We start from the raw sequence: 19,519 nt of genomic DNA, 5'->3' as shown, positions 1-19,519 counted from the left end.
GTGAACCGGACGCGCGCGATGCGGCACACCCGACCTCGGATTGCGCTTCCTACCCGCTCCTTGTCGCCGTCCACCCCACGAGCGGATGGGCGGCAACTCGAGTTGCAGTTGCTTCATTGCGCCCCTCATCTTGAATAAGGCTATACTCTATACTGTGCAAATCAAGCTATTTCTGACTCCTGAGGGCCATACTAGAGATGGATTAGCGGTTCCGTCCGCGTGAGCGGTAGCGCATTTGCAAACTTGTTCCGATAACGGTGGTGCCCCCCAAGCTCGGGCGAGGGCGTATAGCCTTGCCCGGGAGGAGACGTCTTCCGTGAAGCAGAGTAGGCAAATCATCGTCTCGTATATGGCCACATGGATCTCTGTCGCAGGTACTCGATAAGCCGGAAGACAGGGTACATGTGGATCAACCGGTTACTGGGCCATTGCGAGCTTGAACCCTCGTGCCGTAGCGCAATGGAAAGATGAATCGTACGAGCGGGAAAGCCGGGTGCCACGAGAGCTCCGCTCCCACTGGCTCACCCAACCGCGCCCAACAAAGTCTGGAGTACCTTTCAACGGCGATTTTCAGAAACACGGCTCCCGGTGACCCTCACCGATGCCTACATCCGCTATTTACTCATTTCCGTCGCACTACCCGCGGGCACCTGGAGTCTACCCGCTCCCTTTTCCAGCAACAGCTTTTTGATAATTTCGCGCTGCCCGAAGCCATCCGCGTCGACAATGGCATTCCGCTCGTGTTCGACGCCCCGGAGTACCCTCCTGGAAAAGCCACCCATCGCAACTCGATTCCTCGGCGTCGCTCGATCACACGCAATTCCAATTCTTCTCTCCAAACGGACGCCCCGATCCCCACGACAAGCGCGAAATACGACGCAACGCTCCTCGTCCCCCCGCTCACCGCCCTCAGCCAGCAGCCGTGCCCCTCCCATCGAACCGCAGAATCATCGTATCGGAAATGCCGCCCACGCGATTCGTTACCTCTTTGACGGGGGAAAAACCTAGTCGCAAGTACAATCGCCGGGCGGGGTTGTCCTGGCGCACGCTGAGGGACATTGCGGGGTAATGCCCGCGTGCGTGTTCGATGAGCTCACGCAGCATGCGCGTGCCGAGGCCGCGGCCGATGAGGGCTGGGGCCGTGGCGATGGCCAGCTCGGGGATGGCATCGTCGATCCAGCCGTAGCCGCGTTCCTCGCCCGTGAGCAAGCGAAGCCAGGCTGCGCCCGTTGGGCCATTTGTTCCTTCGGCAACCACGCCGAGGTCCCCTGGCCGGCCGAAGCCGACCACGTAGCGGCTCAATGCAGGCTGCGTCAAAAGGTGCTCGGGGTGTGCGCCGGGCTCGGTGTCGGCGTGGGCTGCGTAGAAGAGCATCGTCAAGAGAAACGGCTCATCGTCGGGGCGCGCGAGGCGAAGACCGGGGGCGGCGTTCGATTCGGACATGCCCGCGAGTATGGCACCCCGCGCGTGTCAGGCGCGCGTGATTTCCCTTCGTCGTACGTATTCCGCCACGGATAGGCGCGCCAAAATGGCGGCGGCGTCCACGAACTCTGCCTCGGCGCCGAGGCCGATCATCGCGCTGAGATCCGTGCATCCCACGATGATTCGGTCGATGCCGCGCTCCCGATAGAGCCGGACGACGGTTTTCCAGGTATCTGCCAGGTCCACCGGGCGGGCTCCCTCCGTCAGACGCGCGAGCATATGTTCCACCAGGGGCTGGACCACGTCGAGCACCACCGGCTCGACACCATTCTTCAGCAGCGCCGAACGATAGCCACCCCACGCGAGTGTCTCGGACGTCGCCATCACCCCGACGCGTGTAGCACCTTCGCAAGCCTTCACGACGGTGGCCGTCACCATGTCCATCACGGGAACGCCGACCTGCGGGCGAATCTCCTCCAGATAACGATGCGCCGTGCTGCAGGGAACGGTCACGAAGTCCACGCACGCCAGCGCGAGGCGACGGATGCCGCCTGCGATGGCGGCGCGCATCGCACCGGGATCGACATCGTCGGCGTAAGGCGTGGGCAGTGAATACAACAGGATATGCGGATAATCCGCGTCACGTTTGGCGCCATATTGCGACCGGCACTCGGCATAAACCATATCCAGAAAAGGGGCCGTCGAACTTGGTCCCATGCCTCCAAGAATGCCCATCGTAATCAAGATTGACTCCGTCGTTGCCGTTCTAGCGAAATCAGCCTATTGAGCAAGAGGCCATTCGCGAATTCTACCTTAGGGAGTATTCTCGACATCCGCCGCGATCGCGCGCAACATTTTCCAGCGTCAGGCCGATGGACATCACACCGCGGTCAAAAGCGTCGTCAACTGGTCCGGATGCGTGAGCATCGGGTGGTGGGCACTGGCGATCTCCGCCCACTTCCACCCGGACATCGATTTGACCAGGGCCGCGGAGCGATCGATCACCGGATTGGTCGGACTGGTGCAACGGATGTATGTGCGCGGCAGGCCATTGCCCAATGGATTGCGCAGATTCACTGGCGTGGTGTAGCTGCCCAACGGATGCGCGGTCAGCCGCCGCTTGACCCACTCATAATCGTGCGTACCCTCGCTGAGCCCCCACACACCGGGCGCCAAGTTCGAAGGTGCGGGAACCGCCAGTCCATGGGTTTCCTTTTGCGCCGCCGCCATCCGACTTGCCACCGCATCGGGCGGATACGCGGAGAATCCCGTTTTCCCGGACTCCACCACCACCGAATCCAGCATGACCACGTGCCCGATCCGCTCCGGGATCCGATCGGCGACGATCGAAACTGGAACGCCGGCGAAGCTATGGCCGACCAACACCACCTGCGTCAATTCCTCCGACGCAATCGTCTGAATGAGATCCTGTACGAACGTCTCGATTGTGATGTTCGCTTGCAGCAAATGAACGCGGTCGCCCATCCCGGTGAAGCTGGGCGTAAAAACCCGGTGGCCTTGCTTTCGCAAACGCTCGGTCACATGCGTCCACACCCAGCCGCCCAAAAAAGAGCCATGCGCCAGCACGTAGGTGCGCGGCGACGGGTTCGATGCCGCGGCAACGAATGACGCCGTGGTCATCGTTGCTGCGAGCCCGAACCCCAAACTTGCCCCAATGAACCCGCGACGCGACGACGAGACGTTGTCCATGCCGCCACTACGCGCCACGGGCCATCTCGTTTCGGTCGTCGCGCTTTACAAACGTGAAAACACGTTACGAGGCAGAGGCCGCCGCGACGTCGCCACAGTCAGCGCCGCAGAGCATGCTCGACCAACGCAATGCGGTCCTGCCCCCAATAGAGCTCCTTCCCGTCGACGACCCATGTCGGCGCGCCGAAGACGCCCGCATCGACCGCTCGTTGGGTAGCGGCAATGAGCTCCTGTTTGATCTCCGGCGCCTGCGTCCGCGCGAGCACGTCGTCCGCACCCTCGCCAATGAGCTCGCGAAGAACGTCATCGCTCGCGATATCACGGTCCTCGGCCCAATACGCGCGAAACGTCTTTTCGCGGTACGCGCGGCGGCGCTCCTCGGGCAATGCCAAATAGACGCGCATCGCTTTCACGGTGGACATGGGAAAGCGCGTGGGAAACTTGAATGGTACACCCCAGTATTCGGCCCAACGCGACATATCGGCGAATGTATATCGCTGTTTGGCCTCACCCCAGGTGCTGAGGGGCGCATCGGCCTGCCCAATCGATCGGAACAATCCCCCGAGGAGCATGGGCTGCCATCGCAAAGCCGCCCCCGTGCGCTCCGCGAGCGCCTCGGCTTGCGTCGAACCCAGGTATGCGAACGGCGATGAGAAATCCCAATACAGATCGAGCGTATGAGCCATCGTTTTCGTCCTTTCATCGGCGGCCCCAGACCGAGATTGCGAGGCCGTTCCTACGCCGGGCATCCACTTCGCCCCTTCGACGAAGTGCATGCGGTCCTGTCCCCAGTACATGCGCTCACCGTCGACCACGTACGAAGGCGCCCCGAATATGCCGAGCGCAATCGCGCGGTCCGTGCGGGCGCGAAGGTCGTCCTTGATGTCCTGCTCCTGGATGCGCGCGAGCACCGCAGCCGCATCGTGCCCGGCCGCCGTGAGTACGTGCTGCAACGTATCCGGATGCGATATCGGCCAACCTTGAATCCAATAGGCGCGGAAGAAGCCGTGCATCACCGCGGGATCCACGCCCGTGGCCAAGGTCGCGCGCAGCGCCTCCACCGTGCGCATCGGATGGCCCGGCGGCATGTGCAGCGGCACGGAAAAGCGAGCCGCCCACCGCTGCATGTCGAACGCGTTGTGCCGCGCCTTGGCCGGCGAAAGCTGATTCATCATGTTCTGCGGAGTGCCATTCGCCTTGAAAACCCCGCCGAGAAGCATCGGCTGCAAGGTGAGCCGCGCGCCCATCCGCTGCGCGAGCGCCTCGACCTGGGTCGAGCCGAGGTACGCGTAGGGACAGGAGTAGTCGAACCAGAAGTCGAGGGTGGTGGTCACGTCATGGAAGAGTAAACCCTATTGCAGAACTCCGTACACCCGTCCGCGCAGGACCCTCGGTCCCTGCGAAAAGCAGCTGGTCCGTGGCCCGTAAGAGCGTCGGGCCCCCGTCCCACGCGACCGGACTTAGCGGCCCCAGGAGATGACTACCGAGTTGAACTCCCCTGGGGACTTTCGCGAAGAACATCACGCATGGGAGGACATGGATCGCGCGATCGAACATTTCCCAGTTGTGCGCGCCAAAATATTGTCGAGCACTTTCCTCTGCTTCGTTTTCTACTATGTATGCGCGTCCAAAAGCGGTCCTCGTTTTGGGCCCGTCAATTCATTGCGTATGACTGCTCCGAAATCTCATTCAAGTTCGTTGGACATCGGCCCACAATCAAACACACGCGCGGTCCCGTCGCTCTCCATTGCGAGCGAAATCGCGGCCATCGTGCACGCTCATCGCAACAAATTCCGAGCCATGTGCTCTGAAGACCCATGCGGCGTGTGCATGCGGGATCTCACCGAGATCATCGAGAAATTCGTCGCGCGAGGCGAAGCGGTCCGGATGGTGCTCCCCGGATACCCGTACAAGTCCTTGTCGGAAAGGAAGTGCACGGGGGTCGAGCCGGACGACGCAGAAGTGTATTCCCTTCTTTATCTCGATAGCATTTTGAAAGAGATCGGTGCCATTCATGGCCCCGGCGCAAAGCTGATCATCTTCAGCGATGGGCGTCCTTATTCGGCCATCGTCGGTGTGCCCGACGAAAACGTCACTCGCTACGTGGCGGGGGTCCGGCGCATCATCCGGAACATCCGCGCCGAGAAACGCATCGAGGTCGTCACCCTGGAAGATCTGAAGAAGGACGAGTTTGGCGAAGACTTCGACGCCATGCGCCGCTGGCTGATGGACACCTACGGGGTGGCGATGGATCGAATCGACGGAGCCATCAAATCGGATCCGGACTTGGAGTATCGCTATACGAGCATGAAGCGATTTCGCTTCGAAGACATGGAGGGGCGTCCTCGCACCGTGGTGGTCGACCCCAACGATCCCAGCAAGCGGCCTGTTCCGTACAGCTCGTTGGGAAGCAACGCCAAAAAGCGTGTGGTCGGAGACATGGCCAAGCGTGGCATGCAGCTCGCCATGGCGTGGGACGCGTTTCTCCAGGATGTCGACGGTGAAGCCTTACGACTCTCGAGCAATCGCAAGCATTGCGGGAGTAAGAAGTTCAGCATCGCCATGATGCCGGGAAGCAATCGCCACACCCCTTGGCACGGCGCCGTAGTCACCATTCCCATGGGTCGCGACGAGAGCGCGCAGGGCACCAGCATCCGCGTGATTCAGCGACGCGTGGCCGAGGAACACCAATGCCGTGAAATCGTCGATCCGGTATCGCGGCGTCCGGTGGGCTACATGTATCCGGCCTTCAACGAGGACCACATTGCGAGGTTTTACGTGAATGCGTTGCGGGAGGTGCCGCCCCAGGCCATCACCCGCGATTGGCCCTTATCGCGAAAAATTGCGGAGATCTACGAGCCACTGAAGATCCCCGCGCCTCGCTCGATGGAGGTCAATCGATGATGTCGCCCGCGCCTGCGATCCCCGAAGGGTTCCCCGAGCTACGGGACATTCCGCGTTACCCGGTTTGGCTGGCCACCGATCTCGATGGTACCTATTTGGTCCACTCGGACCATCCCGCCCACCGCGCCGGCGACGATGTGGCCATCGCCGCGCAGACTCGACTGAACGAGGTCGTGCGCCGGCTCAACGAGCAGGGCATCCTGGGCATCATCGTCACCACCGGGCGTGCCTACGCGATGGTCGAACGGATCCGTGACCGCATCGCCCCGGCGGATCTGTTCGTTACCGGCGATGGCCGATACGTGTGCGCCGGAAAGGGACCCGATGCCGGCAAGCCGATGGCGTCGTGGGAAGCTCTCCACCGTGGCTTCGACGCCGTCGCAGCCCGCGACGTGTTTGCGTCGGTGGGCGAGGAACTCGGGATCCCCTTTCTCGACTACGCACAGGCATTTCCGGAACGAGTCGGGGATCCGAGCCTGCGCCCCGCCGAAGGGCAGATCAGCCGCTACGTCCCTGTTGCGCGACTCGAGGCCGGTGTTACCGTCGAAGACGCCAGGGACCGGATCCGCGAGGCCCTGCTCGGGGGCTTGAGGGAACGCGGAAGCGCGGACACCGTTCTTTTCAGCGTGGACGAGTCGCGCACCCGGCTCATATTCCGAATCAAGCCTCCGATGGCGACGAAGGAAGGCGCGCTCGCCGTTCTTCTGCGCGAGCTCGGCGTGCAGGGTGATCGGCTAATCGTGGCCGGCGACAATTACAACGACGAAACCATGTTGAAAGAGGCAGAGCGCGCCATTCTCGCGGGAGACGATCCCACGCTTTGCGGGCTGCGCGATGCCCTGAAGGGCCATTTCGAGGGCCGTCACGGCGCACGTTGGGACGATTATTTGTATCGTCTCGTCGATCGCCCGAGTCCGAGCATCTTGGAGGGTATCCTCTTTCACCTGCAACGCATGGACGTGGGCCCGTCGTCCGCCCAAGGACCGCTGGCGTGTGGACTGCAACCCACTGCAGGTCAGGTCCGCCGAATGCAGGCTCGGCTCACGGAGACTTTGCAGGAGCGCGGTGTCCTCTGGGGTCATAAGCTCCTTCCCACCTTCGTTTTGCCGTATTTCATGCCCGCTCACACCTTGAAAGACTGGGCGGGGCGTGCGGAAGCCGTGGTCGCCGCGGTGGAGCGGCTGGCGCGCGCGGCGTTGGCGGACCGCGATCTCTACGCGCGATTGAAGCTCGATCCTTTGGCCGAGGAGCTGGTGCGAACGCCGCATGGTTACGACCGCATCGTGCCGGTGGCCCGCCCCGATGCTCTGACCGGTGCGGGGGATCCGGTGTTCATCGAGCTCAATTGCGACTGCCCTGGGCTCGTGACGTACTCGGATATGCTCACCGAGTGCATGCTCGACGCCCCGGAGCTCGCTGCGTTTCGTGATCGGGCGATTCCCGAGAACCGCACGGAGCGCCTTCTGGCGACATTGCTCGATTGCTACCGGCAATTCGGCGGCACCGCGAACCCTCCCACCATTGCCATCGCAGGATGGGACGAGTGCGTGGCCCACGCCGAGAATCAGGCGATCGCGTGCCGCTTTCGTGCAGCCGGCTACCCCACGGTGGTGTGCGACTTGCGCCGGATGCGTCGCTCCGGTTCGCACCTCGAAGTGGACGGCCTGCCCATCCAGCTCGTGTATCGGCGCGCCCCCTTCCGCGAGCTCTTCGCGCGACGCGCGGACATCGAGCCCTTTCTCCGGGCATATCGCGACGGGATCGTTTGCGTGGTCAATCCCCTTTGCTCGTACATCGCGAGCTCGAAAGCCGCTTTGGCGATCCTTTGCGAAGAGTCACCGAACGCGGGCCTGCTGCCGAGGACGACATTCGTCGATCCGGAGCAGAACGGCGAGTGGCGGCAGCGCGGGTCCTGGGTGCTGAAACGGGCCGAAAGCGCCGCGGCCGAGCACGTGCTCTTACCCAAGGTGACGAGCGACGAGCAATGGAGTCAGGCGCTCGCCCGGGCCAAAAATGAAGTATGGGTGGCCCAGAAAATCTGCCCCATTCCCTACTTGGAAATCCCATCGTGCGATGAAGGCACGGCCCCGGAACGACCGGCCGCGCTCGAGCGATGGTTCTTCAATTGGAATCCCTTCGTATTCGGCGGGCGCTACGCGGGCAGTTTCGTCTGCGCGAGCAACGGCCCGCTCATCAATCAAGTCAAAGGCGGCACCGTGATTCCCGTCGTTCCGTATCACTCGTTCCAGGCCCGAACATGACACCGATATCGCTCTTCCTCGCAGGGCTGGCCTCGTACATTCCGCCGCGGGTGGCGACGTCGGAGGCGGCCGAACGCGGCTGGTGCGATGCCGACGCGGTAACCCACGATGGATGGTCGAGCGCCGCCGTAGCGGGCGATATGCCGCCGGTCGAAATGGCGCTGCACGCATCGCAATCCGCCATGCAACGCTCCGGCTGCTCCGCGGCGGATATCGATATTCTGTTTTACGCGAGCGTGCTTCCGCAGGGGCCCCACATGTGGTGTCCACAACATTACGTCGAGCGGCGTGTCGTAGGGCGCGATATCCCCGCCATCGAACTGCGCCAAGGATGCAACGGGCTGCTCAACGCGTTCGACTTGGCGTCGGCCTATCTCTCGGCGCCCGGCCGCCGCGCGGCGCTCGTCACGGGGGCGGACAACTTCGGCTGCGATCCGGCGTTTGGCCATGATCCGGAGTTTCGCTGGCGCTATGCGGAAAACATTCACGGGAAGAAAGCCGGCTCCATCCTCGGCGATTCAGGGGGCGCGGCGGTACTGTCCAACCAAGGCGGCTTTGCGCGCGTACTCAGTATTTCCTCCCGCTCGGTCACCGAGATGGAGGAGCTCTTTCGCAGCGATGAACCGCTCTTTCCGCCCAGCTACAGCCGCGAGCGGCCCACTCGTTTGGGCGCGCGCTTCAATGAGCACGAACGTCGCCATCCGGGTCGCGTGTCGGCGGCCCTGGCGTGCCTCAAACGGGCACGCACGGAACTGGCGCACCACGTGCTCGCGGAGGCCAACGTGCGCCCGGACCAAGTGACGCGTGTCGCGCACGTCTTCGCGGCCACCGAGCGCTACGCCGAGCAACTTCTCGGTCCACTTGGCATCGACCCCGCGCGCGGTGTGGTGGACTTCGGACGCAGCCTCGGTCATCTGGGGGTGAACGACCAGCTCACGGCGCTGGAATACCTCGTGACGAGCGGGCAGCTCGGACCAGGGGACCACGTGCTCATGATGTCCAATGGAATTGGCTCCTCGCTGACCTGTGCGGTGCTCGAAATCGTCGAGCGACCGCGGTGGGCGGTCTGACCGCCGCCATGGCCGAAACAGGCATCTTTCGTTCGATCTTTTGGCTTACCTTCGGCGCATTTGCGATTGGGAGCGAAGGCTTGGTCATCGCCGGCATTCTTCCGGTGGTCGGCGCCGATTTGCGCGTTTCGGTGGCGCGCGCCGGCCAGCTCGTGACCGCCTTTTCCTTGGCGTACGCCGTCACCACGCCCGTGCTTGCCGTGATCACGGCTGCACGCCGCCGCGAGGTGGTATTGCGCATCGCGATGGGCGCCTTTGCTGCCGCCAACGTGGTCGCAGCCGCGGCGCCGACGTTCGCCTGGTTGATGGCCGCGCGCGTGCTCCTCGCCATGGGAGCAGGTCTCTTCATGGCCACCGCCGGTGCCTACGCGGCATCGTCCGCCCCGCCGGCAAAACGCGGCCGCGCGATCGCGCTCGTGTACATGGGTGTGACCGTGGCCACCGTGGTGGGCGTGCCGCTCGGAACGGTGCTGGGTGACCGATTCGGCTGGCGCGCCACCTTCGTCGGGGTGGCCATATTGGCCGCCCTCGCATGTGCGGGCCTGTGCATCCCGCGCACGCCGCATCCCGCGCAGCCCACGGCGAGCCTGTCCGAGCGCGTGGCCGTGGCACGGCGGCCGGACGTGGTGATGGCCCTGATGACCACCATGGCATTCTTGGCGGGCCAATTCAGTATTTACACCTATCTCTCGCCGCTACTCCAACGGGTGAGTGGACTGAGCAATAACCAGATCGCGTGCGTGCTGATGCTGTTCGGCGCCGGCGGCGCGGCGGGAAACCTGCTCGGTGGTTACGCCGCCGATCGCTTCGCTCCGCGCCATGTCGTTCGATCGCTCTTGGGCGCACTGGTGGTGCTGCTCACCGCCATATCGGCGGTGGCGGCGTGGGTTCCGGCTCCGGCGTCGACCGCACTTCTGATGGTCCTCGTGGGTGCGTGGGGCATCGTGAGCTGGTCCTTCCCCCCGGCGCAACAAGTGCGCTTGATTCAGCGGGTACCGCACGCCGTTCCGGTGGTGTTGTCCCTGAACTCGTCGGCCATGTACGTCGGCATCTCCCTGGGCGCGGTGTTCGGTTCCTTCGCCGTCGCGCGTGAGCGGGTGGAGGCCGTGGGGCTCATTGGCGCATGTTGTGACGTCGTCGCATTGGGCCTCGCATCCTGGGATACGCGCTGAGCGTCACGCGGTCGACGGCTCCCGCGGATCGCGAAAGGCATGCAACAGGGCTTGCCCTTGACGCGACGTCAGACGACGAGCCCACGCCGCAGGAAAGCTCCCGCCGCAGAGCAATCCGGTATTGCCGAAACCTTCCACCAAAACGACATTCCAAGGCCGGGGCTTTCCAGTTGCCGCGGCCGCGAAGAAAACCGGTTTCTGCTCGCCGAACGCCACATCGTACATACCGAAGTGGCTCCAGTTGGTGATGAGGAGTGTGCTCTCGAAATGTCCGGGCGCCCGGAACGTGCATTGCGCGAGGCGAGCGTCCGAAAGGTCCCCGAGGAAGCGTGACGAAGTTCGATAATCCATGTGCCGTTCTGCGAAGCGCGCGAGCGCATTCCGAATCCGCCCGGCCAATTGCGGCGGCTCCTCCCCGGCCGGCGAGGCCAGGTGCATCCAGGTGAGCACATTTCCGAGGAGCGCTGGATCGAGCCCAAACCGCGAACGCAAGTTGACGGTGATGGACACGCGCCGCTCGCATGGCTCCTCGTCCCAATGACGAAGCACGCTCGTCAGATGTGCGCATATCGCGTCATTGGCCGAGATCCGCTCCCCCGTGGCCGCGCCGAACGCCTCGCGCATGCGCTGAATCTCCGTATTGGAAAAGTGAATATGCACCATCGCGTCGCCTTCCGGCTCCGCGGCTCGACGCTCGAGGGCCGAAAGCTCGTGTGCCTCCAACATGCGAAACGCAAGGCGAACGGCGCCCTCCTCGGGAAGATGCTCGAGGAGGTACGAAGTGCGATTTTCCACGATGAGCGGTTCGGGCATGGGCATACCGGCCACCGCGGCCGACCACGCGCGCATGAGGATCATGAACGTGTGCATGTCGCCAACCGCGTGATGCCATGAACAGCCGAGCGCCGCCCCACCATCGGTGAAGCGACAGAGTCGAATGGTCAAAAGCGGTTGACGCCCGGCGCAAGCTTCCTCGGCATCGAGCGGCTCGAACAACCAGGGCGCGTCCGTTTGCATCGCTGCCGCCATGGCGCCGGAACATGTGAGATTGACGTCGGCCGTGGAAAAGGCCACTCCCGCATCGTCGCATACGATGGCGAGACCGCCGGCCGTCGTGCGAAGACGGCCCGCGAAGATGGGCACTTGCCCGAGCGCGCGCGCAAGCCCCTCGATCAGGGCCGGGGCATCGAGCGGCTTGGAATAGAAGAATGCGACGGGAACGGCGAGCCGCCGCAAAAACCTGTCGTGGGGCGTACAACGCACGATCGTCGTGCGCGAGCTGCCGGCGCGAACGAGGTGCCGTTCCGTGAGCAATCGTCGTAATTCTTGCACGAGTGTGAAACCTGCCTTCGTGAACGATTCCGGCCGATTGCCATTCAGGCTTTCGGGCTCCGATTCACCAAGGCCATATACCGCGAGAAAGGTCTCCGTGCCGGGCGAATGCAGCGCGTGCGCGCGCAATTCGAAACGTAGGAGGCCTTTCACCACGAACCAACCGGCAGTGTACCGCCAGGTGCGATCCGCGCGATCGCACCCCACTCCACGGTTTACAACGTAAACATCATTCCCAGCTCGCCCACGAACGCCTGCCGCAGAGAGTCGAACTTTCCGTCATCGGCCGCAACCAATGCAAACTTGGACCGGTAGTACGAGCCCTCGAGGAAGAACGCCGCGAACTTGGATATCCGGATCTCGTAGCCCACCCGCGTGGTGATGTTGTACTTGAGCCCCGGCCCGGTGCCGCTCAACGCGGCGGCCCCGCCTGCGGCGGGATAGGCGTACGACGGAGACACCTTCGAGGGCTTCAACGTCTGCGCCGTGCCGCCGTGCGCGTAGATGGCGTGGCTGTCGGTGATTTTGAACTTGGCCGAGAGGAAGCCGCCGATTTCGTCGATGTCGTCCTCCCCGACGCGTTGGCCGAGCGCCAGGAGACTGAGGTTGGCCAAATTGCGACCGACGTAACCTTCCGCGCGCACGTTCAAAGCTTTGACCGGCGTCAAATCGAAATAGAGTGCGCCGCCACCCGCGGTGACGTAATGGTCATTGTCCGTGCCCGGGCCAAATCGAAATTGGCTGACGATACCGCTCACACCGACGCGCCCCACGTCGCCGGCCAGGTACGCGGCGCGCACCGCAAAGGTGGGCATGCGTGAAAGCTCGATGCCCGCGTCGCGGTTCGTATTGTTGTTTCCCTGCAGGCCGACGGCCGCGCCGAGCTCCAGGTTGGGCAACGTGTATAGAAGCTTCACCTGTTGGCGCATGAACCCCGTGTTGCCGGCGAGGTATGCGGCGCCCACCAAGTTGTAGCCGTGCGGCGCCATGGGCGCGTGAAGGTCCCAATCCTGACCGGCAATCAGGAGCACCTCCTTCGACGGCGCCCACTCGCCTTTTGCAATGCGAATGCGCGGAACCGATGCCACCGTGGGCGAGGCCTTGGTGAAATCGACCAAGTCGAATTCGAGCTGCCCGCGTACGGGCTCTTTTTCATTGATCCAGACGCCAAAGCGGGATTGCGCCACTTGAAAGGTGGCCCGCGCATCGTCGGGCACCGATGCCAGCGCCGGGTTCCCCGCCGCACTGATCGCCGACGCATTGGGTTGCGAAAACGACTCGACCGCCGCCGAGGCCACACCGATGGTGGGCTTGATCCACGCGTAGAAGCGCAGGAGCTGCTTTTCCTCTTTCGGGGGCTCCTCCTTTGGAGCGGCCGGCGGGACCACCGCCGGCGGAGGCGGATACGCCTCACCCGGTACGGGTGCGGGTGTCGGCGCGGGCTCCGCGGGAGGAGGCGACGGCGGTGCCGGCGCTTGCGCGAAGGCAGGCGCCGAAAGGGTCAGCAGGGCAGCAACGGAAACCAGGATGGCGCGCTCATGCATCGACAGCCCCCTCGAGTCGGCCCGACTTGTTGATGTAAATACCGCCCACGATGGCCGTGAGCAGCGCAATACCGCACGGATAGGCGAGCCCCGCGTAAATGTTCCCCGTGGCGGTCGTGAGCCAGGTGGCAATCAGCGGCACGAATCCGCCGAAAATACCATTGCCCACGTGGTACGGAAGCGACATCGACGTATACCGAATGCGCGTGGGAAAGAGCTCCACCAAGAACGCGGCGATGGGACCGTAGACCATCGTCACGTAAACGACTTGGATGATGAGCAGAATGGCCAACCCAACGTAATTGGGATTCGCCGGATCGGTGGCGAAGTACTTCATGCCCATGTAGATGGGCACGTACGTAATCGCGCCCAACAAGCAGCCGGCAAGCATGATCGGCTTGCGCCCGATCTTGTCGGAGAGGCGGCCGAACACGACGAACAACGGCGTCCCGACGACCAGCGAGATGGCCACGAGGATGTACGACGTCGTAAAGTGAATCTTCAGCGTATTCTGCAAAAAGAACAGCGCATAGAACTGCCCGGTGTACCAAACGACGCCCTGGCCCGCGGTGGCCCCGAAGAGGGCGATGAGCACGTACCGCAGATTCTCTTTGTTGGCGAAGCTCTCCTTCAGCGGATTCTTGGAAACCTTGCCGCTCGACTTCAACTTCAGAAAGAGCGGAGACTCGTGCAAGCGCAGCCGGATGTACACGGAGATGCCCAGCAGCACGAAGGAGAGCAAAAACGGAACGCGCCAGCCCCACGACTTGAAGGTGGCATCGCCCAGCAAAAGGCGCGTGGCGAGGATGACCGCCAGCGACACGAAGAAGCCCACGGTCGCCGTGGTCTGAATGAAGCTCGTGTAATAACCGCGGCGTCCCTCGGGCGCATGCTCTGCGACGTACGTCGCCGCGCCACCGTATTCACCGCCCAAGGCCAAGCCTTGCGCGAGCCGCAGGGACACCAGCAGAATCGGCGAAAGGAGCCCGACGCTCTGGTACGTCGGCAAGAAGCCAATCAGGGCCGTCGAAAGGCCCATGATGAGGATGGTCACCAAAAAGGTGTACTTTCGCCCGACCAAGTCGCCGAGCCGCCCGAAGACGATGGCTCCGAAAGGGCGCACGGCGAAGCCGGCACCGAACGTCGCCAGGCTGGCCAGAAGGGCCGCCGTGGGGTTCCCGGTTGGGAAAAAGAGCCCGCTGAAGAAGGCTGCGAGGCTGCCGTAAAGGTAGAAGTCGTACCACTCGAACAACGTACCGAGGGACGAAGCGCCAATGACTTGGCGTAGGTCCACCTTCACATCATCGACCGGTCGCGCAACGGGTTCGGGCTGAACAACGGGAACCGTTTCGTGCTGGAGCATGGCGCGGCCGAAGCGCAACGGCCGTGCCTGTTCCGTATTCGATTGAAAACAGCTTTATTTCTAGAGTTGACGCGATATGCCAATATCCGCGTCATGTAGCGGTGCGTAGCAATCGGGCGTTACCAAAGGAAACGCCCGATTGGTTCGTCGGCTCGTGACAGCACGCTACTTTTTGCGCGGGAGATTCATGCGCTGGCGGCGCTCCCAGAGCGCTTTGCGGCTCATTCCAAGACGGCGCGCCAACTCGGCCTCGGTCAGCTTGTCCTGATTCTCCAATACGAATTTGCGAAAGTAGTCATTCAGCGACAAGGACGCCTCCGCGGACGGCGCGGCCGAGGCTCGCTCGCCTCCGTCTTCTGCGGTGTCGAGGCCGAGGTGCTCGGGGCCGATGTCGCCGCCATCCGAGAGGACCACGGCACGTTCGACGGCATTCTCCAGCTCACGCACGTTTCCCGGGAACGCGTGCGAACGCAGCACCGAGATGGCCTCCTCCGACAAATCCAGCGGCGGGCGCCCCGCCTTGGTACAGGCCCGCTCGATGAAGGCGTGCGCCAGGGCGAGCACGTCGTCCTCCCGCTCGCGCAAGCTCGGAAGGCGCACCTCCAGGACCCGCAATCGAAAATACAAATCACCGCGGAACTTTCCCTCTTTCACCTCCGCCGCCAAATCGCGGTGGGTGGCGGCCACGAGGCGCACGTCGACGTGCTGCGTGCGCGACGAGCCCACGGGGCGCACGTCCCCGGTCTGCAGCACGCGAAGCAGGCGCGCCTGCGCATTGAGCGGAAGTTCGCCAATCTCGTCCAGGAAAAGGGTGCCCCCGTCCGCGGCCTTGAAAAGGCCTGCGTACGCCGAGGTCGCGCCGGTGAAGGCGCCGCGCTCGTGCCCGAAGAGCTCCGACTCGATGAGCGACTCCGGGATCGCCGCGCAGTTCAACGTCACCATCGGACGCGCCGCGCGATGCCCGTGCTCGTGGAGCGCGCGCGCCACCAGCTCTTTACCGGTCCCGGAGGCACCGAGCACGAGCACCGTCGCGTCGCTCGATGCGATGCGGCGAATGCGCTGACGCACGGCCTCCATCGCCGACGAATCGCCGATCAATCCGAAGGGGTCTTCCCGCGGCGGGCGCGATTTTCCCGGCGCCGGTGGCTGCGCGCCCGCGATCAGTCGCTCGATGGTCGCAAGCAACTCGTCGAACTCGAACGGCTTCGAAATGTAGTCCACGGCGCCACGCTTCATCGCGTCGACGGCGCCGCGCACGGTCGCGTAGCTGGTCATGATGAGGACCGGCACCCCGCCGGCGCGTTCGATGAGGCACGTGCCCGGTGCGCCCGGCAGGCGCATGTCCGCAACGATCAACTGCACCCCGGCCAGATCTGCGCGCTCCAGGGCCTCCTCGGCCGATCCCGCCTCGGCCACCTCGTAGCCGTGCCGAGACAGAAACCGGCACAACTCGGAACGAATGACCACTTCGTCTTCGACCAGGAGCAATCGCGTCACACGTTCACCTTATCTCGTCGCGCTCCCACGGGTGTGCGCGCTGGGCCAGCGAACCAGCACGCGCGTTCCTACACCGTATTCGGTTTCCAAGGTTACGTCGCCCCCGTGCTCGCGCACGATGGCAAACACCACGGAAAGCCCGAGCCCGGCACCCGCTGCGCCATCCTTCGTCGTGAAAAACGGCTCCGCGATGCGGTCGACGATGTCAGGGTGGATGCCCGTGCCCGTATCGGCGACGCAGAGAACGACGCTTTCACCCTGCGGCTGCGCATCGACCACCACCAGGCCACCCTCGGGCGAGGCGTCGCTCGCGTTGGTGAGCAGGTTGACCATGACCTGCACGAGCTGCTGCCGATCCGCGAGGACCTCCAGGCTGACGTCGCACAAATTCTCGAAGCGCAATCCACTCCGGCCACGCCCCATGCGCGTCAGGGTGATGGCCTCGTCCACCAGCGGCGCCACGGGCAGAAGGCCCACGGCCACCCTTGGCGCCGCCGAAGGCACACCATCGGCGCCCGCACCCGTGCGCGTGAAGCCGAGCAAGTTTCGCACGATGGCGTCGATGCGCCGCGTTTGCTCGAGGATGGCGGCCGCGCGCTCGTCGGGTCGATCGGCCGGAAGCTGCGCGATGTTCTCGGCAAGGCACGCGATGGCCGTCGTGGGATTGCCAATCTCGTGGGCCACCCCCGCCGCGAGCCGCCCGATCGATGCGAGGCGATCCTGATGGGCCACTTGCGCGGTGAGCACCACTTGCTCGGTGTAGTCCTCCACGAGAAACACGGCGCCGCCGCCCCCTTCACCGTCGCCCTCCTTCCTGTCGCCATGGAAGACGGCACTGGGCAGCGGCGTACGGTGCACGCGCACCACGTGAACGCGCGAGCCGGCGTGGATGCGATGCTCTCGACTCGCGGCGCTCAGCGCCTCCGGCGGAATGGTGAACACCGCCGCCCATGCGGGATCGAGCACCTCCACCGGCGAGCCGATGACCGACATCGCCGGCGTGCCCACGATTTGCTCGAGCGCACGGTTCCAAAGAATGATGCCGCCCTCGGGCCCCAGCGCGCACACGCCGAGCGGGAGCTCCTCGAGCACGGACATCAAATAGAACCGCACCCGATCGGCCTCGTTTTTCGCGGCTTTGAGCGCCCCCGCGAGCGTGGCGTCCAAAAGCGGCTCCGTGCGCAAATGGGTATTCACGATCATGCGCGCCAGCACCGGGCCCACGAGGCTCGACAAATTGCGCTCCACCCGACCGCGCACCCGCGTCGCATCGACCGCGCCCACCTCGGACAGCGCGCGCCGCACCTCGAGCTCCGCCACCTTTTCACCGAGCACCGGTGCGAGCCGCTCGCTGAAGGCATGCACCGAGGTCACCACCACGCGCTCCGCACGAGGCGCATCGGGGTCCATGGCACACTGCGCGGCGCCTTCGAGCTCGCGCGGGCGCGGGCCGTAGAGCAAAGAGCCCATCACGAACGCGCCCGTGTTGACCAACGTTGCGGCAAAGAGCGGCAGCGACCACGTGTCATGCTCCAGCACGCCGAAGAGCACGCCCAGGGATGGCCACGACCCGCGAAGATCCAGCGGCAAAAGCAGCGGCCCCACCGACGTGACGAGCCACATGAGAAAACCGAGTGCGAGGCCCACCAAGAATGCGCGCCCGTTGGCGCGGGGCCAGAACAGCGCGCCGAGCAGCCCCGGAACGAACTGCGCCATCGCCACGAAGGACGAGATGCCCGCGAGCACGAGCAAGCCATCGCGGCCGCGCGCGGTAAAAAAGAGGTACCCCGAGAAGATGAGCAACGCCATCACGGTGCGCTGGAGCCAGCGCACGCGGTCGTAGGCATTCTCGCCAAGGATGCCCAGCTTCAGGGGAAGCACCAGGTGCGTGACGACCATGCGCGAGAGCGCCAGCACGGTGACCATGATCATCGCGCTGGCCGCCGAGACGCCGCCGAGAAACGTCAGCAGCGACACGAAGGGCGCGCCGCGCGAAAGAGGAATACCCAGCGCATAGTAATCCGGGTCCGTCCCCACATCGAGCACGCGCCCTGCGAACAGAATGGGCACCGTCGGAAGGGTCAACACCAGGAGAAACAGCGGAAAGACGAAGCCGGCCACGCGCAGATCCCGCGCCGTGGTGCCACGCCCGAACGCAATTTCATATTGCCTAGGCATCAAAAAAGCGGCCGCCGTCGATGCGAGCAACAGCGTGGTGAAGCTTCCGCCGCTGCGCAATGGCTCGCGTAGCGCTTCCTCGAGGTGCGGATTTTCCCTCAAGTATGCGCCGAGGCCCGCCATATCGCCGAACGCGTGGTACACGGCAAAGGCGCCGACCACGAGGAGGCACACCAGTTTGACCATCGACTCGATGCCGATGGCCAGAATGAGGCCTTCCTGCCGTTCCTCCTTGGGTCCCTGGTGCGCGCCGAACAGCGCCGTGAACAGGGTCATCGCGGCGCAGAAGGCGAGCGCATACGAGCGCGATGGGTCGCGGCCCGTCGCGACGGCCAGCGAGTCGGTGACCGCGAGCACCTGCTGCCCGAGGTAGGGCACGCTGGCCACGACGAGCACCAAGGTCGCCACCACCCCGACGCTCTGGCTGCGAAAACGAAATGCGAAGAAGTCGGCCAGCGATCCAAGCTGATACGCCGTTTGAATCCTTCGCACCGGTTCCCAGAGCAACGGGACCAAGAGGCATGCGACGACCGGTCCGAGGTAGACCGCGAGAAAGACCAGGCCGCGCTCGGCGGAAAACCCGACGCTCCCGTAGTACGTCCACGTCGAGGCGTACACGCCGAGCGAAATCGCATACGAGTAGGGCGAGTTCGCCAGCCGCCGCAATGACGCCACCCGCCGCGCCGCGATGACGAGCGCCAGCAGCACCACCAGGTACACCGCCGACGCCGCACACACCAACGCGAACGACAGGTGCACGCGCTACCGCTCCCCGCGCCACACGAGCACCCCATAGAGCCCCACGAGCCCGAACCCCACGACGAACGCCGTCCACCACGGCGCATCCACCCGCAGCCACACGTACCGCAACGGCGACACGAGCACCACCAGCGCAAACCCAAACAGCGCCAGCGAAGCCTGCTCCGTCGGAACCCGATGCGGCGATTTCACGCGGATACTCTAGAAGAAAATTGAACAGGGAGGGGGGGAGGCGGGGAGGGATACGGCACAAATCCCACCACGCACCGAGGCTGGTTTGGGTTTTCAGTTGGCTCACGAAGCCAAC

Annotated in this window: 14 protein-coding genes; 4 read left to right on the top strand and 10 right to left on the bottom strand. The window is 64.1% G+C overall.

Features of this window, described 5'->3' with window-relative positions:
* Nucleotides 1-909: 909 nt before the first annotated feature.
* From LZC95_09190 to LZC95_09175, 4 genes are all read right to left on the bottom strand, one after another.
* Nucleotides 910-1,443 carry a GNAT family N-acetyltransferase gene (locus LZC95_09190; GenBank protein WXA97009.1) on the bottom strand — a complete coding sequence of 178 codons (534 nt, stop codon included), beginning with the start codon at nucleotides 1,441-1,443 and terminating at the stop codon, nucleotides 910-912.
* Between the two features lie 27 nt (nucleotides 1,444-1,470).
* Nucleotides 1,471-2,139: an aspartate/glutamate racemase family protein gene (locus tag LZC95_09185; GenBank protein ID WXA97008.1), complete on the bottom strand. Its 669-nt coding sequence runs from the start codon at nucleotides 2,137-2,139 to the stop codon at nucleotides 1,471-1,473.
* 162 nt (nucleotides 2,140-2,301) lie between these two features.
* On the bottom strand, nucleotides 2,302-3,150 hold the full coding sequence (locus LZC95_09180; GenBank protein WXA97007.1) for an alpha/beta hydrolase: 849 nt from the start codon (nucleotides 3,148-3,150) through the stop codon (nucleotides 2,302-2,304).
* Nucleotides 3,151-3,230: 80 nt separating this feature from the next.
* Nucleotides 3,231-4,466 (bottom strand): 2-hydroxychromene-2-carboxylate isomerase, encoded by a 1,236-nt coding sequence (locus LZC95_09175; GenBank protein WXA97006.1) that lies wholly within the window; start codon nucleotides 4,464-4,466, stop codon nucleotides 3,231-3,233.
* A 496-nt stretch (nucleotides 4,467-4,962) separates the two neighbouring features.
* Between LZC95_09175 and LZC95_09170 the strand changes: the two genes are divergently transcribed.
* From LZC95_09170 to LZC95_09155, 4 genes are read left to right on the top strand one after another with little or no spacing between them, the layout of a single operon-like run.
* Nucleotides 4,963-6,036: an isocyanide synthase family protein gene (locus tag LZC95_09170; protein ID WXA97005.1), complete on the top strand. Its 1,074-nt coding sequence runs from the start codon at nucleotides 4,963-4,965 to the stop codon at nucleotides 6,034-6,036.
* Nucleotides 6,033-8,297: an HAD hydrolase family protein gene (locus LZC95_09165; GenBank protein ID WXA97004.1), complete on the top strand. Its 2,265-nt coding sequence runs from the start codon at nucleotides 6,033-6,035 to the stop codon at nucleotides 8,295-8,297. The genes LZC95_09170 and LZC95_09165 overlap by 4 nt, the downstream gene beginning before the upstream one ends.
* The gene (locus tag LZC95_09160; protein WXA97003.1) at nucleotides 8,294-9,367 is read left to right on the top strand and encodes a ketoacyl-ACP synthase III family protein; all 1,074 of its coding nucleotides are present in this window, start codon (nucleotides 8,294-8,296) and stop codon (nucleotides 9,365-9,367) included. The genes LZC95_09165 and LZC95_09160 overlap by 4 nt, the downstream gene beginning before the upstream one ends.
* 8 nt (nucleotides 9,368-9,375) lie before the next feature.
* Nucleotides 9,376-10,539 carry an MFS transporter gene (locus LZC95_09155; GenBank protein ID WXA97002.1) on the top strand — a complete coding sequence of 388 codons (1,164 nt, stop codon included), beginning with the start codon at nucleotides 9,376-9,378 and terminating at the stop codon, nucleotides 10,537-10,539.
* Nucleotides 10,540-10,542: 3 nt separating this feature from the next.
* Here LZC95_09155 and LZC95_09150 read toward each other — a convergent pair whose 3' ends face one another.
* The 6 genes from LZC95_09150 to LZC95_09125 form a co-directional block, all read right to left on the bottom strand.
* The gene (locus tag LZC95_09150) at nucleotides 10,543-12,024 is read right to left on the bottom strand and encodes a hypothetical protein (GenBank protein ID WXA97001.1); all 1,482 of its coding nucleotides are present in this window, start codon (nucleotides 12,022-12,024) and stop codon (nucleotides 10,543-10,545) included.
* Nucleotides 12,025-12,086: 62 nt separating this feature from the next.
* Nucleotides 12,087-13,415, bottom strand: coding sequence for a hypothetical protein (locus tag LZC95_09145; protein WXA97000.1), 1,329 nt, complete (start codon nucleotides 13,413-13,415; stop codon nucleotides 12,087-12,089).
* Nucleotides 13,408-14,778, bottom strand: a complete 1,371-nt coding sequence (locus LZC95_09140) for an MHS family MFS transporter (GenBank protein ID WXA96999.1) — start codon at nucleotides 14,776-14,778, stop codon at nucleotides 13,408-13,410. The genes LZC95_09145 and LZC95_09140 overlap by 8 nt, the downstream gene beginning before the upstream one ends.
* A gap of 165 nt (nucleotides 14,779-14,943) precedes the next feature.
* A complete protein-coding gene (locus LZC95_09135) occupies nucleotides 14,944-16,275 on the bottom strand; it encodes a sigma-54 dependent transcriptional regulator (protein WXA96998.1) in 1,332 nt (443 codons plus the stop codon).
* Between the two features lie 9 nt (nucleotides 16,276-16,284).
* Nucleotides 16,285-19,212, bottom strand: coding sequence for an ATP-binding protein (locus LZC95_09130; GenBank protein WXA96997.1), 2,928 nt, complete (start codon nucleotides 19,210-19,212; stop codon nucleotides 16,285-16,287).
* A 3-nt stretch (nucleotides 19,213-19,215) separates the two neighbouring features.
* Entirely contained in the window at nucleotides 19,216-19,404 is a 189-nt protein-coding gene (locus tag LZC95_09125) for a hypothetical protein (GenBank protein ID WXA96996.1), read from the bottom strand.
* Nucleotides 19,405-19,519: the final 115 nt, after the last annotated feature.

Source organism: Sorangiineae bacterium MSr12523, assembly GCA_037157775.1.
Taxonomy (GTDB): Bacteria; Myxococcota_A; Polyangia; order Polyangiales; family Polyangiaceae; genus Pendulispora; species Pendulispora brunnea.
Note: the sequence above shows the minus strand (reverse complement) of the source record. Positions and strands in the feature narration are given on the sequence as shown.

What these genes read in the sequence shown, in the direction of transcription:
- LZC95_09160 (WXA97003.1), top strand. Translation starts at nt 8,294, where the DNA reads ATGACACCGATATCGCTCTTCCTCGCAGGGCTGGCCTCGTACATTCCG.
- LZC95_09165 (WXA97004.1), top strand. Translation starts at nt 6,033, where the DNA reads ATGATGTCGCCCGCGCCTGCGATCCCCGAAGGGTTCCCCGAGCTACGG.
- LZC95_09155 (WXA97002.1), top strand. Translation starts at nt 9,376, where the DNA reads ATGGCCGAAACAGGCATCTTTCGTTCGATCTTTTGGCTTACCTTCGGC.
- LZC95_09145 (WXA97000.1), bottom strand. Translation starts at nt 13,415, where the DNA reads ATGCATGAGCGCGCCATCCTGGTTTCCGTTGCTGCCCTGCTGACCCTT.
- LZC95_09185 (WXA97008.1), bottom strand. Translation starts at nt 2,139, where the DNA reads ATGGGACCAAGTTCGACGGCCCCTTTTCTGGATATGGTTTATGCCGAG.
- LZC95_09190 (WXA97009.1), bottom strand. Translation starts at nt 1,443, where the DNA reads ATGTCCGAATCGAACGCCGCCCCCGGTCTTCGCCTCGCGCGCCCCGAC.
- LZC95_09170 (WXA97005.1), top strand. Translation starts at nt 4,963, where the DNA reads ATGCGGGATCTCACCGAGATCATCGAGAAATTCGTCGCGCGAGGCGAA.
- LZC95_09140 (WXA96999.1), bottom strand. Translation starts at nt 14,778, where the DNA reads ATGCTCCAGCACGAAACGGTTCCCGTTGTTCAGCCCGAACCCGTTGCG.